Annotated in this window: 12 protein-coding genes; 1 reads left to right on the top strand and 11 read right to left on the bottom strand. The window is 69.7% G+C overall.

Annotated elements, in window-relative coordinates; translation table 11 throughout:
- From ABEA67_RS19450 to ftsH, 11 genes are all read right to left on the bottom strand, one after another.
- Positions 1-89 (bottom strand): IS1/IS1595 family N-terminal zinc-binding domain-containing protein (locus tag ABEA67_RS19450; RefSeq protein WP_425557179.1); only part of this gene is annotated, 89 nt, incomplete at its 3' end.
- A gap of 115 nt (positions 90-204) precedes the next feature.
- Positions 205-2,055, bottom strand: a complete 1,851-nt coding sequence (locus ABEA67_RS09335) for an ABC transporter ATP-binding protein (protein ID WP_345464295.1) — start codon at positions 2,053-2,055, stop codon at positions 205-207.
- A 137-nt stretch (positions 2,056-2,192) separates the two neighbouring features.
- Complete coding sequence (locus tag ABEA67_RS09340; protein WP_345464298.1) at positions 2,193-3,131, bottom strand: c-type cytochrome; 939 nt, start codon at positions 3,129-3,131, stop codon at positions 2,193-2,195.
- 128 nt (positions 3,132-3,259) lie between these two features.
- The gene (locus ABEA67_RS09345) at positions 3,260-3,637 is read right to left on the bottom strand and encodes an MGMT family protein (RefSeq protein WP_345464301.1); all 378 of its coding nucleotides are present in this window, start codon (positions 3,635-3,637) and stop codon (positions 3,260-3,262) included.
- Positions 3,627-4,112, bottom strand: a complete 486-nt coding sequence (locus tag ABEA67_RS09350; RefSeq protein WP_345464304.1) for a DinB family protein — start codon at positions 4,110-4,112, stop codon at positions 3,627-3,629. Before ABEA67_RS09350 ends, ABEA67_RS09345 begins: the two co-directional genes overlap by 11 nt.
- Positions 4,109-4,987, bottom strand: a complete 879-nt coding sequence (locus ABEA67_RS09355; RefSeq protein ID WP_345464307.1) for a menaquinone biosynthetic enzyme MqnA/MqnD family protein — start codon at positions 4,985-4,987, stop codon at positions 4,109-4,111. The genes ABEA67_RS09350 and ABEA67_RS09355 overlap by 4 nt, the downstream gene beginning before the upstream one ends.
- Positions 4,988-5,105: 118 nt before the next feature.
- Complete coding sequence (locus ABEA67_RS09360) at positions 5,106-5,456, bottom strand: nuclear transport factor 2 family protein (protein ID WP_345464310.1); 351 nt, start codon at positions 5,454-5,456, stop codon at positions 5,106-5,108.
- 1 nt (position 5,457) lies between these two features.
- Entirely contained in the window at positions 5,458-6,588 is a 1,131-nt protein-coding gene (mqnE, locus tag ABEA67_RS09365; protein WP_345464313.1) for an aminofutalosine synthase MqnE, read from the bottom strand.
- Positions 6,589-6,643: 55 nt separating this feature from the next.
- Positions 6,644-6,949 carry a hypothetical protein gene (locus ABEA67_RS09370; RefSeq protein WP_345464316.1) on the bottom strand — a complete coding sequence of 102 codons (306 nt, stop codon included), beginning with the start codon at positions 6,947-6,949 and terminating at the stop codon, positions 6,644-6,646.
- A 3-nt stretch (positions 6,950-6,952) separates the two neighbouring features.
- Positions 6,953-8,569: a carboxylesterase/lipase family protein gene (locus tag ABEA67_RS09375; protein ID WP_345464319.1), complete on the bottom strand. Its 1,617-nt coding sequence runs from the start codon at positions 8,567-8,569 to the stop codon at positions 6,953-6,955.
- A gap of 267 nt (positions 8,570-8,836) precedes the next feature.
- Positions 8,837-10,702 carry an ATP-dependent zinc metalloprotease FtsH gene (gene ftsH / locus ABEA67_RS09380; protein ID WP_345464322.1) on the bottom strand — a complete coding sequence of 622 codons (1,866 nt, stop codon included), beginning with the start codon at positions 10,700-10,702 and terminating at the stop codon, positions 8,837-8,839.
- Positions 10,703-11,140: 438 nt separating this feature from the next.
- Between ftsH and dnaK the strand changes: the two genes are divergently transcribed.
- On the top strand, positions 11,141-13,024 hold the full coding sequence (gene dnaK, locus ABEA67_RS09385; protein WP_345464325.1) for a molecular chaperone DnaK: 1,884 nt from the start codon (positions 11,141-11,143) through the stop codon (positions 13,022-13,024).
- Positions 13,025-13,047: the final 23 nt, after the last annotated feature.

Consider the following 13,047-nt stretch of genomic DNA (forward strand, 5'->3'; position numbering starts at 1 on the left):
CGGCACAAGTAGCGTTGCTTGCCGGTGTGGGCGTGACCGTTTTTGACGGTGTAGACGCCACCGCACGCTGGGCAGTCAGGACCGTTCATGCTTCATTGAACTCCCGTCATGCCCTGAACGCCACTACCACACGGCCGCATGATTTGACTTCGGCTGCATACCACGCTATAGTTTTTGACATCACCGCCCGGAGAGGCGGCTTTTTTATTGCCCAACCTCGACCGCCTCCCACGTCCCGCACGCCGCTTCCCCCTCCACGTACTGCCCGGCCTGCAAGCGCCACAGCTCGGCGTACTCGCCGCCCTGCGCCAGCAGTTCGAGGTGGGTGCCGTCCTCGATCAGGCGGCCCGACTTCATCACCAGGATGCGGTCGGCCATCAGGACGCTGCCCAGGCGGTGGGTGATCAGCAGGGTGGTGCGGCCCCGCGCGAGGGCGGCGAAGGCGGCAAAGACCTCTGTTTCGCTGCGGGGGTCCAGGGCGGCGGTGGGTTCGTCCAGAATCAGCACGCGGGCGTCACGGTACAGGGCGCGGGCGGTGGCGAGCTTCTGCCACTGGCCGCCCGAGAGGTCCACGCCGCCGAAGGCCTGCCCGATGCGGGTGTTCAGGCCATCCTCCAGGCGGGGAAGGATGCCCTCCAGACCGCTGGTGCGGACGGCCTGGGCCAACTTGGCGTCGTCCTCGGGGCGGCCCAGCAGGACGTTCTCGCGCAGGGTCCACTCGAAGCGGGCGAAGTCCTGAAAGACGGCGGCAATCTGCGCGCGCCAGGCCGTGAGGTCGAGGTCGCGCAGGTCGGTCGCCTCGCCCGGCCCGCCGACGAGGATGCGCCCGGCGGTGGGGTCGTAGAACCGCAGCAGCAGCTTGACCAGCGTGGTCTTGCCCGCGCCGTTCTCGCCCACGATGGCGACGACCTGGCCTTCGGGGATGTGGAGCGAAACGCCTTCCAGCACGGGCTTGCCCTCGGCGTAGCCGAAGCTCACGTCTTCCAGGGTCAGGTCCAGCCGCTTCGGCAGGGGCCGGGGCGCTTCGGGCAGGGCCACGTTCGGGCGGGCGTCCAGAAAGGCGAAGTACTTCTGGAACCAGCGCAGGTGCTGGGTGCCCATGCCCAGAAACTCGGTGATGCTGCCCAGGCCCTCGCGTACCTGGGCCAGCGCGCCCGTGACCAGCACCACCGTGCCCGCCGTCAGTTCGCCCTGTCCCGCCCGCGCCACCGCGTGGGCGAAAAGGCCCGCCGTGACGGCCAGCGCGAGAAGCTGCGCTGGCAGCACGCCCAGCACCTGCTTGTTGCGCAGGCCGCGCATGACCCGCTGGTAGTCCAGCGCCTTTTGCACGTAGCGGCCCGTCAGGTAGGGCATCAGGTCGTAGAGGCGCACCTCCTTGGCGTACTCGTGGCGCATGGACACACGCTGGTCGTAGGCGAGTTCGCGGGCCTCCTGGGTGCGCTGGATGGTCATGCTCCAGCCCAGTTCGTAGAGCTGCATCTGCTTGCGGGCCAGCGGCAACATGCCCAGCACCACCACCAGCGGCACCCACCAGCCCACCGACACCAGCGCCCCCGCCACCCCCAGCACACCCACCACCCCACGCAGCAGGCCCAGCAGCGTGGCCGTGAGGTTGAGGGGCCGGTTGCGGGCACCCATCTGGAGCGTCTCCACGTCGTCGTGAAAGCGGGGGTCCTCCACCACGTCCAGGCCCGGCAGCGCCTGCATCTTCCGCATCAGGCTGGTGACGGTCTGCACGGTGAAATGGTCGGTGGCGTAGCCCTGGAGGAGGGTACTGGCGACCGCGGTCAGTTGTGCCACCAGCGCCGTGCCTGCCCAGGCCAGCGCCAGCAGCGTGAGGTTCGCCTCGCCGCCCGCGGCCACCCGTGTGATGCCGTCCACCGTCCACTTGCCCAGCAGGATGGTCGCGGCGGGCGTGAGGCCCTGCACCACCACCATCAGCCCCATCAGGGAGACGATGCCGGGAGCGCTGCGGACCAGGGCGGGCAGCGCGCGCATCAGCACCGCGAGCAGTTCGCGGGTGGGCACCGGGTCAGTGTTGGGCGGTTTTCTCACCCGCCGAGTGTAGGCGGCGGCCTGGGGCAGCAACCGTGCCGCGGCCGGCTCGTTGCCGGGCGTGGGCTGTGGCACAATAGGGACACAAGGAAGAACGCCGCCCCGGTCTATTGGGGCGGCGTTCTCTGTGGGCGGGGTCAGTGCAGCGTTTCGAGGTAGGCGTGGATGTCCGCAATCTGCGCGTCGCTGACCTGCGTGGGGCTGAAGCGCGGCATCACGGCCGAGAGTTCGCGGCCCTGGGGCGTGTGGCCCTCGCGCAGGGTGGTGATGAACTGGGCGACCGTCCAGCCCTTGGGGCCGTCGGCCGTGACCAGGCTGGGGCCGATGCCGCCCTCCGCGTTCGCGCCGTGGCAGCCCGCGCAGTTGCTGGCAAAGACGGTCTGCCCGTTCTGGGCCTGGCCCCCCACCGCGCCCGCGCCTCCGGCTGCGCCACCTGTCGCGCTCCCGGCCGCCGCATTGTCTCCACCAGCCGCGTTGCCCCCCTCAGTGACGGAGGCCGCGCCGCCGCTCTGGTCCGCGCCGCCCGCCGTTCCCGCCGAGGCTGTTCCGCCAGCCGCGTTCCCGTTGTCCATTCCGGTCGCCGCAGTGCCCCCCTCGTTGCCGGAGGCCGCGCCGCCCGCCATTCCCGCAGAGGCCGTTCCGTCAGCCGCGTTCCCGTTGGCCGTTCCGTTCGTCGTGCCACCTTCACTGGTGGGCGTTGCCGTACCCGCAGGCGTTGTTCCCGGCTGTTGGGACGTGACCTCGGTGCCGGTCGTGCCGTTGCTGGTCATGGTTTCCGCGGTGCCCTGGACGGGGGCGGGGGCCTGGGTGTTCTCCACCGTGCCGCCGCCACCCTGGGTCTTGTTCCCGCCTTCTGCCGCGGCGGTGGTGTCTGTATTCCCGGCTGTATTGGCGGTGCCCGTGCTGGCCGGACCCGCCTTCGCCGCGGGGGCGCTCGCCTCTTTTGCCCCGCTCAGCACACGCGGCATGACGATCAGCAGCGCGAGGCCCAGAATCAGGCCGAGCGTCACCCCCAGCATCCACGACGCCACGTCGCATGCCACCCATCTGTTCTGTCTCGTTCGCTTCACCGACATGCCGCCAGCATACGCCGCCGCGCGGGGTTCCTCTGTCCCCGACTTCCTTTAGAACATCTGCCGGAAGGGTGAGCTGGGAGAAAGCCGCCAGCGGCCAGAAGGCTCCAGGCGCGTGCGGCGGGGCGGCCTCACAGCAGCGGTTCCGGTGGTGCGTCCTCCTCCTCCTCGGGCCACCATTGCAGCCGGGCGAGGTCGCAGCGGCCGGAAGCGTCGAAGGTCACGCCCTCGGCCTCCAGCAGCCGCTCCTGCATGTCCCCGAAGCCGAGCTTGTAGGTGCTGACGCGGCCCTGGGCGTTGATGACGCGCTGCCAGGGAAGCTGGGCGTCCCCCGACTGCGCGCCCCCCGCCAGGCTGCCCAGCACGAACCCGGCCAGCCGCGCGCCGCCCGGTCCGGGTCGCCCCGCCAGCAGCGCCAGTTGCCCGTAGGTCATCACCCGGCCCGGCGGAATGCGGGCGACCAGGGCCAGCACCCGCTCGCGGAAGGTCCCGTCCGCCTCATTCCCCACGCAGCGGCCCCCACAGGGCATCCTCGTCGGGAAGGGGGAAGCTGCCGCACTTCAGCGCCAGCAGCACCTGCCCGCGGTGGTGCGCGTCGTGCGTGAGCATGTGCAGCAGGAACTGGGCGGTGCTGGGGTGGGAGAGCTGGCCGGTGCCCTCCGCGTTCGTGGCTGTGTGCAGGGCAGCCGCCCACACCTCGCGCAGCACCGCTGCCGCCCGCGCGGGGTCTTCCTGGGCGGTGAAGGTGCTCCAGAGGTGGCCCTCGTACAGCACGGGCAGGGGAGAGGCGGCCCCCTCGTCCAGTTGCGAGAGCCATTCCTGCGTCACGCCCGCCATGTGCGCGAGGTGCTGCGCCACCGTCATCCCGCCGCCCGGCGTGACGGCTCGCATCATCTCCGGCGTCAGGTGGGCGCACAGGGCATCGTTGACGCGGCTGTTGGCCTCTATCGCGGTGCTGAGTGCCGCGCTCATCTCCGGGTTCATGGGTTCAGCGTACCCGCGGAAGCGGACAGGACGTGTCGCCTTTCGCCCCCCGGCCCAAAGCGCAGCGGCGCGTGGCCCGGCACCGCCAGCGCGGCGAACTCGTGCAGGCCCAGGCGGTCAGGGGCTTCGAGGTGATAGCGGAAGTTCCAGAGGTAATGCTGGACCACCCGCGCGGGCAGCCCCAGCTTCTGCGCGTGCCGGGCCGCCACCTGCGCCAGGTGCCCCAGCCCCCCCCGCCGCGCCTCGCGCATCGCCTGCACCAGTTCGGGGGGCGGCGGGTTGTCTTTGCGGTAGGCCCACACGGCAAAGGTGAAGGGGTGCCCGGTCAGCCGGAACCACTCCTCGGCCAGGTCGGTCACGGTGATGCCCCGGCCCTGGTGCGGCAGCATGGTCATGGTGGTCTCCGGGGTCAGCGGCCCCACCACGCCGTACCACTCACGCAGGGCGCTGTCCCCGATTCGCAGCACGCCGTCGTAGCCGCGGGCCAGCAGGTCCTCCGCCTCGCCCTCGGCCACTTCGAGGGTGGGCGCGAGGCCCCGCTCACGCAGCAGCACCTCCAGCAGCGCCACGCTCATCGCGCTCTGGCGGGTCAGGGCCACCCGCCGCAACTGCTCCAGCGGCACGGTGTGAAAGAGGTTCACCGAATACACCGGCCCCAGCACCGCCACGCTGAAATCCGGCAGCGCCTCCAGCCGGTCCGCGTGCCGGATGAACTCCACCGCGCTGATGTTGGCGATGTCCACCTCGCCCGCGAGAAGGGCGGCATTCATCTGCGTCGGCACCCCGGTGATGGCCGTCACACCGTCCGGCAGCGTCAGCGGGTCGAGGATGGGGGCGACGTTGGTGTAGTGAATCCAGCCGGCGCGGTAGGTCATGGGTGGCGCTCCGCGCGGTCAGTGGTCAGTGGGAAGTGGTGAGTGGGAAAAGCGTGGCAGAAGCGGAGAGCAGACGCCACGGCCTCCACTGACCACTGACCACTCCCCACTGACCCCCTCACGCCACCACCTGCACGCTCACCGCGCGCCACTCGCCCGCCCGCCTGGCGTACACGCGCAGGAAGCTCTGGACCCGCTCGCCGTCGGCGTACAGCGTGCCGCGTGTCACGGCCGTTTCGCCGTACACGCGGGCGGCGTGGCGCTCGAACATCAGGGCCGCGGGGGGGTTGTGGCGCATGCCTTCGAGCAGGTCGGCCTTGAAGACCACCTGTCCGCCCGGAAAAAAGGCCATCCAGTCGTCAGCCAGCACCCCGGCCATCAGCCCCGGGTCCCGGCGGTGATAGGCGGCGTTCCAGTGGTCGTCGAGGGCCAGCACGGCGTCGAGGTCGGTCGGGGAAGCGTCCGCCACACTAGTCCGCCGCCTCCACACCCGCGGCGGGGAAGACTTCCAGCTCGTGGTAGTAGGCGTCGCGCAGCACGGGCACGCGCCCGGCCTGCTGAATCATCCTCACCATGCCCGCCTGCGAGAGCGCCATCGGGGAGGTCGCCCCCGCCGCGTGCGCGATGTGTTCCTCCTGAATGGTGCCGTCGATGTCGGATACGCCCCAATCCAGGCTCACCTGCGTGACTTCGGAGCCGATCATCACCCAGTAGCCCTTGATGTGCGGGAAGTTGTCGAGGTAGATGCGCGCCACCGCGAGGTTGCGCAGGTCGTCCAGGCCGGTCGTGAAGTCGGTCTTGCCGAGGTTCTGCGCCAGGGTGTTGCCCAGCGGCTGGAAGGCGAGGGGGATGAAGGCGTGGAAGCCGCCCGTCTCGTCCTGCAATTCCCGGAGGCGGTGCATGTGGTCGAGCCGTTCTTCCAGCGTCTCGATGTGGCCATAGAGCATGGTCGCGTTCGTGTGCATCCCCAGCGAGTGCGCCTCGCGGTGAATCTGAAGCCACTTCTCGGCCTTCACCTTGTTTTTCGCCACCTGCCGCCGCACCCGGTCCGCGAAGATTTCCGCGCCGCCCCCTGGCATCGCCGCGAGGCCCGCCGCCTGAAGCTCGCGCAGCACCTCCAGCGTGGGGCGTTTGCCGATGCGCGCGAGGTGCTCGATTTCTGCCGCGGTAAAGGCCTTGACCTGGAGGTCGGGGAAGGTCGCCCGCAGCTCCCGCACCATCTCGGGGTAGTAGGCCCACGGGTGGTTGGGGTGGTGCCCGCTGCTCATGTGCAGTTCGGTAATGCCGGGCACGTAGCGCCGCCGCACCTCCCCCACCACCTCCTGCGGCGAGTAGTCCCAGGCGCGGTCCTCGCCCTTGTGGGCGGCAAAGGCGCAGAAGGTGCAGCCCACGTAGCAGATGTTGGTGAACTCCAGCCGCATCGAGTGGACGAAGTACACCCTGTCCCCGTGCAGCCGCTCCTTGGTCCGGTTCGCCAGGCGCATCAGGGCGTTCAGGTCGCGGGTGTGGTACAGCCGCATTCCCTCGTCGAAGGAGAGCCGCCCGCCCGCTTCCACCTTCTCCACGATAGGGGCGAGGCTCTGGTCACGCAGCCACTTCATACGGGGAGGATACGCCCCGAGGGGGGAGGGAGTGTGTCCCGAACGGGGGAGAGCTTCAGCGCCTGCCGAACAGCCGCCGCAGCAGCAGTTGCACGCCGGTCCAGATCAGCCCGAAAGCCAGCACCGTCAGCGGCTGGCCCACGCCGTACACTGCCACGCCGACCAGCAGGCCGGTCAGCAGCACAGCGGGGAGCCGTACCGCCCCGGCCCGCGTACCCGCATTCCGTAGCAGCAGCGCCAGGCCCACCAGTCCCGCGCCGATCACCCCGAGGTCGCGCGGGTCGTGGCGGGGGGTCCAGGCCAGCCCCAGCAGCACGGCCGCGCCCAGCAGAGCCACGGCGAGGGGCACCAGCCGCTGCACGGCTCAGCGGTCCCAGAGGTCGCAGCGATGTTCCTGGCGGAAAGCGGTGCTCTCGGTCACGCTGCCGGGCTGGAAGGTCAGGACGTTGCCGCGCGTGGGGTCCAGGGGCCGCCAGATGGGCAGGTCCGTGCCGTTGGGGCTGCCCGTGCGGGCGAAGTTGGTCCAGTAGGCGCGCATCGTGCGGGCGAGGTCGGCCTGCGCGGGCGTGAACTGTGCGGGGTCGGCCAGGCCCGTCAGGGGCGTGCCGAACACGCTGATAAGCTCGGAGGCGTGGTATGCGCCGTAGTTCGGAACGCTGGCGGTGGGTTTGAGCTTGGTCGGGGCGTTCCGGTCGCGGAACTCGTAGGCGTAGACGGGCGTCACGCGGGCCAGGGTGCGGGCCATGTCGTTGACCGGGCAGGCGAACAGGCCGTCGGTGACGATGGCGGCGGCCGTCAGGCCTACTGTCGGATAGTCGCGGGTGGCGTAGTTGGCGAGGATGCGCGGTGCGTTCCAGCGTTCCAGCAGGGCCACCAGCGCCCAGTACTGCCACGCCGGGATGTCCCGAGCGCCCCCGATAGAGGCGGTAAACAGTGTCCCCTCGTCCAGGTTGCTGCCGATCATGAGGGGCACGTGGTTGATCTGCCCGCTCCGGAAGGCCTCCTGCGGCGAGCGGGGCAGCACGTCATCCCCGTAGACGGGTGGCAGGGCGACCGAGCCGGGGGCACGGCGGCCGGGAACAGGCGTCCTGAGGAGCTGCTCGGCAGGCACGGCCCGCAGGCAGGCGGCGCTCCCGTCCGGGCAGCCCAGGTCACGGGCGTAGGCCGCCCCGGTCCTCAGCGCGTCCGCGAGGGCCCCCGTGTTGATATTCGGCGTGCAGGGACCGCTCTGGAGAATCGCCTTATCAAACAGGCCCGCCGCGCCCGGCGAGGCGAGCTGGTCGCAGATGCTCATGCCGCCCGCCGACTCCCCGAACACGGTGACGTTCTGGGGGTCCCCCCCGAAGGCCGCGGCATTGGCCCGGACCCAGCGCAGCGCCGCCTGCTGGTCGAGCAGGCCGTAGTTCCCGTCGGTGCGGCCCTCCAGCAGCCCCGGTGCGGCCAGGAAGCCCAGCGCCCCCAGGCGGTAGTTGAGGGTCACCACCACCACGCCGCGCTCGCGGGCCAGCAGCCGCCCGTCGTAGTCGCTGCCCGCCCCGCTGCGGAAGGAGCCGCCGTGGATCCAGACCATCACGGGGGCGCGGTTGGCGTTCGCGGGGGCGGACACGTTCAGAAAGAGGCAGTCCTCCGACCCGCGGAGTCCGCCTGCGCTGCCGTCCAGCGCGCCGCGCGGCTGCACACACACGCTCCCCGGCTGCGAGGCGTCGCGCTCGCCCACCCACAGCGGGGCCGGTTGCGGTGCCCGCCAGCGCCGCTCGCCCACCGGGGCCGCCGCGTAGGGAATCCCCTGCCACACCCGCACGCCGTTCGCCTCGCGCCCCACCAGCGTCCCCTGGGCCACCTGGGTGCGGACGGGGACGCCAGGAGCCGCGGCGGGCACCGCCTGGGTGGTGGGCGGCAGGGCGGGGGCCGGAGCGGTGGTGTCCTGGGCAGCAGCCACAGAGAGCAGGGCGGCAGTCAGCAGGCTGAGCGTGCGGGTCATGCCGCCAGCGTAGGCGATGGGCCAGCGTAGAAGATGGGGAGGGATTCAGCGGGAGTTAGGGCGGCGCTCCGTCGGCTCAAAAAAGCTCGGCAACCGGTGCTAGCACCGACCTGGAGCATTTGACGTCAAAAGAACCCCTCTCCCCTTGCTTCGCAAAGCCCTCTTTGCTCCGCAGCTCTACGAGTCCCGCAAGGGGAGAGGGTCAAAAAAGTGGCGGCCAGCCCCGGTCGCCCCGGCTGGCCGCTGGAAGCTGGTCACTGGCCGCTCTCAAGCCGGCGTCGGCGAGAGGCCCGGCTGCGGCGCGGGGCCGTCGTCGTCCGGCGAGGGCGCGGCGGGGCCTTCCAGCGTACCGCCCGCCAGCACGGTCTGCACGTCCTCGCCGCTGAGCGACTCGCGCACCATCAGCGCGTCGGTAAGGCGGTGCAGCACGTGGGCATGTTCGGTGAGCAGGGCCACCGCCCGCTCGTACTGTCCGTTGAGGATGCGGGCGAGTTCGGCGTCGATGCGCTCGGCGGTGTGGTCGCTGTAGGCCCCCTGCTGCGGGCCGTAGCCCAGGTAGCTGCTGCTTTCCTGCGCCAGCGCGAGCTGCCCCACGTCGCTCATGCCCCATTCCGTCACCATGCGGCGGGCCAGCCCGGTCGCCTGCTGGAAGTCGTTCGCGGCCCCGGTCGTGACTTGCCCGGTCGCCACCTCCTCGGCGGCGTGCCCGGCCAGCGCCACGCAGATGCGGTCGAGCAGGGCCGCGCGCGTGTGGTGCATCCGGTCTTCCGGCGTGTACAGCGCCGACCCCAGCGAGCGCCCCCGCGGCACGATGGTCAGCTTGTGCGCCTTGTCCGCATGGGGCAGAAGCTGAGCGGCGAGGGCATGGCCGACCTCGTGGTAGGCCGTCACCTTGCGGTCCGCTTCCCGCACCACCAGCGAGCGGCGTTCCGGTCCCATCAGCACCCGGTCGCGCGCCTCCTCCACATCCCGCATCACGATTCTGGACCGGCCCGCACGCGCTGCCCCCAGCGCCGCCTCGTTCAGCAGGTTCTCCAAGTCCGCCCCCACCATTCCCGCGGTCCTTCTGGCGATGATGCCCAGGTCCACCGAGGGGTCCAGGGGCTTCTTGCGGGCATGGATGCGCAGAATCATCTCACGCCCCCGCACGTCGGGGGCGTCCACCACCACCTGGCGGTCGAAGCGCCCGGGACGCAGCAATGCGGCGTCGAGGACATCGGGGCGGTTGGTGGCGGCGAGGATGATGACCTCCTGGCCGCTGGAGAAGCCGTCCATCTCGACGAGGAGCTGGTTGAGGGTCTGCTCGCGTTCGTCGTTGCCGCCCTGGAGGTTGACGCCGCGTTTGCGGCCGACGGCGTCGATTTCGTCGATGAAGACGATGCAGGGCGCGCTTTTGCGCGCCTGCTCGAACAGGTCGCGGACGCGGGCGGCCCCGACGCCGACGAACATCTCGACGAAGTCGGAGCCGGAGATGGAGAAGTAGGGGACGCGGGCCTCGCCCGCGACGGCCTTGGCGAGCAGGGTCTTGCCGGAGCCGGGGGGGCCGACCAGCAGGACACCGTGGGGGATGCGGGCACCGAGCTGGTGGTAGCGCTCGGGGTGGCGCAGGAAGTCGACGACTTCCTGCAAATCCTGCTTGGCCTCGTCGCAGCCGGCGACGTCCTGGAAGGTCAGCTTCACCTGCCCCTCGCTGATGACCGCCGCCTTCGACTTCCCGAAACTGCTCGCGGCGTCGGTGCCGCCCCCGCCCCGGTTGCGAAACAGCAGCAGCAGCAGGCCCACGATCAGCAGCGTGGTCAGCAGCCCGCTGAACAGCGCCAGGGGACTCAGGCGGTTGGCGGGGGCATAGGTCACGCTGACCCCGGCGGCCTGAAGACGGTTCAGGGCCACCACCGGGTCGCTCACCAGGGTGCGGGTGCGGTAGTGCCCGCCGCTTTTCAGCAGGCCGTCGAGCAGCACCGTGTTGCTCTGGTACTGCACGTTGGCGCTCTGTATCTGCCCGGTCCGCAGCGCCGAGACAAATTCGGTCACGGACAGGTCGCCCGTCTGCGACCGGGGGCTGACGGCATTGATCAGCAGCAGCACCACCACCGCGCCGGCGGCCAGGCCCCACCCCCAGGCGGCCCGTTTCATGCGTCGGCTCCCCGGTCCCGGCCTCTCCCCACCGCTTCCCGCACCACTGGCGTCATGCCCCAGTGTATGTCCGCCGCAGCGGGAAACTCTGGAACCCTGGTAGCCATGTCATCCGGATTCCGGATGAGCAGTTATTCCATAACTGTTCATCCCGACCGGACTCGTAGAGCTGCGCAGCAGAGGGAGAAGGAAAAGGGATGACGGATAGAAGTGGAGGCACTGGAGCGAAGCGGACTTGCAAAGCTCCGCAGGAGAGGGGCCGTAACGGATTATCCGGAATCCATGTCAGGGCCTTTGCGGCCACCTTGACCCAGTCTTAAACTTGAGTATAGGGCACTCAACTCTATTGACAGTTCCCAACTGTGGCCTTATGATGGGGTCAGTTTCAGAACTGTTCCCCATGTGGGCGCAGCATCCCCCCTACCCAAGGAGTCAAACATGCCGAAAGCCGTCGGAATCGACCTCGGAACCACCAACAGCGTGATCGCCGCCATGGAAGGTGGCCGTCCCGAAGTGATCGTCAACGCGGAGGGCGCGCGCACCACGCCCAGCGTCGTTGCCTACAAGGGCGACGAGCGTCTGGTGGGCCAGATTGCCCGCCGCCAGGCCGCGCTGAACCCGCAGGCCACCCTCTTCGAGGTCAAGCGCTTTATCGGCCGCCGCTGGGACGAGGTGAAGGAAGAAGCGAACCGCGCTCCCTTCAAGGTGAAGGAAGGCCCCGGCGGGTCCGTCCGCATCGAGGTGAACGGCAAGGACCTCGCCCCCGAGCAGGTCAGCGCCGAGGTGCTGCGCAAGCTGGTCAGCGACGCCAGCGCCAAGCTGGGCCAGAAGATCACCGACGCCGTGATCACCGTGCCCGCCTACTTCGACAACTCGCAGCGCGAGGCCACCAAGCTGGCCGGTGAAATCGCGGGCCTGAACGTGCTGCGCGTGATCAACGAACCCACCGCCGCCGCGCTGGCCTACGGCCTGGAGCGCAAGGGCAACGAGACGGTGCTGGTCTTCGACCTGGGTGGCGGCACCTTCGACGTGACCATCCTGGAGCTGGGTGAGGGCGTCTTCGAGGTGAAGTCCACCGCCGGCGACACCCACCTGGGCGGCGCGGACTTCGACCAGCGCATCGTGAACTGGCTGGCCGAGGAGTTCCAGAAGGAACACAACTTCGACCTGCGCAAGGACCCGCAGGCCCTCCAGCGTCTGATCGAGGCCGCCGAGAAGGCCAAGATCGAGCTGAGCAACGCCTCCGAGACCACCATCAGCCTGCCCTTCATCACCTTCGACCCCGAGACGCGCACCCCGCTGCACCTGGAGCGCACCCTGACCCGCGCCAAGTTCGAGGAACTGACCGCCGATCTGCTGCGCCGCGTGCGCCAGCCTGTCGAACGTGCGATGAGTGATGCCAAGGTGAGCGCCAGCGACATCAACGAGGTCATTCTGGTCGGCGGCTCCACCCGCATGCCCGCCGTCAAGCGCATCGTCAAGGAGATCACCGGCAAGGAGCCGAACGAGTCGGTCAACCCCGACGAGGCCGTGGCGCTGGGGGCTGCCGTGCAGGCGGGCATCATCCAGGGCGACGCCAACCTGGGCGATATCGTGCTGGTGGACGTGACGCCGCTGACGCTGGGCGTGGAGGTCAAGGGCGGCATGGTCGCGCCGATGATCACCCGCAACACCACTGTCCCCGCCAAGAAGACCGAGATCTACACCACCGCCGAGAACAACCAGCCCGGCGTGGAGATCGTGGTCCTGCAAGGCGAGCGCCCCATGGCCACCGACAACAAGTCCCTGGGCCGCTTCAAGCTCGAAGGCATCCCGCCGATGCCCGCCGGCCGCCCGCAGATCGAAGTTACCTTCGACATCGACGCCAACGGCATCCTGCACGTGACCGCCAAGGAAAAGACCAGCGGCAAGGAAGCCAGCATCAAGATCGAGAACACCACCACCCTCGACAAGAGCGACGTGGAGCGCATGGTCAAGGAAGCCGAGCAGAACGCCGAGGCCGACAAGCAGCGCCGCGAGCGGGTCGAGAAGCGCAACAACCTCGATAGCCTCCGCGTGCAGGCCCTGGGCCAGATCGAGGAAAGCGCGAATGCGCCCCAGGACGCCAAGGACCGCCTGAAAGCCGCCGCCGACGCCGCCGAGGAAGCCGTGCGCAGCGACAACGACACCCAGATCGCCGACGCCCAGAAGCGGCTGGAGGAAGAACTCCGCACCTTCATGACCGCCGCGCAACAGGGCGGCCAGGAGGGGCAGGGCGGACAGCCCCAGGCCAACAAGCAGGACGACGACGTGATTGACGCGGACTTCAAGCCCGCCGAGTAACGTCCACTCCGGCAACCAGACGT

Origin of the sequence: Deinococcus carri, from assembly GCF_039545055.1 — a bacterium.
GTDB classification, from domain to species: Bacteria; Deinococcota; Deinococci; order Deinococcales; family Deinococcaceae; genus Deinococcus; species Deinococcus carri.

Coding starts and splice junctions, on each gene's coding strand:
- ABEA67_RS09340 (WP_345464298.1), bottom strand. CDS start 3,131: ATGTCGGTGAAGCGAACGAGACAGAACAGATGGGTGGCATGCGACGTG.
- ABEA67_RS09350 (WP_345464304.1), bottom strand. CDS start 4,112: ATGAACCCGGAGATGAGCGCGGCACTCAGCACCGCGATAGAGGCCAAC.
- ABEA67_RS09355 (WP_345464307.1), bottom strand. CDS start 4,987: ATGACCTACCGCGCCGGCTGGATTCACTACACCAACGTCGCCCCCATC.
- mqnE (WP_345464313.1), bottom strand. CDS start 6,588: ATGAAGTGGCTGCGTGACCAGAGCCTCGCCCCTATCGTGGAGAAGGTG.
- ABEA67_RS09375 (WP_345464319.1), bottom strand. CDS start 8,569: ATGACCCGCACGCTCAGCCTGCTGACTGCCGCCCTGCTCTCTGTGGCT.
- ftsH (WP_345464322.1), bottom strand. CDS start 10,702: ATGAAACGGGCCGCCTGGGGGTGGGGCCTGGCCGCCGGCGCGGTGGTG.
- dnaK (WP_345464325.1), top strand. CDS start 11,141: ATGCCGAAAGCCGTCGGAATCGACCTCGGAACCACCAACAGCGTGATC.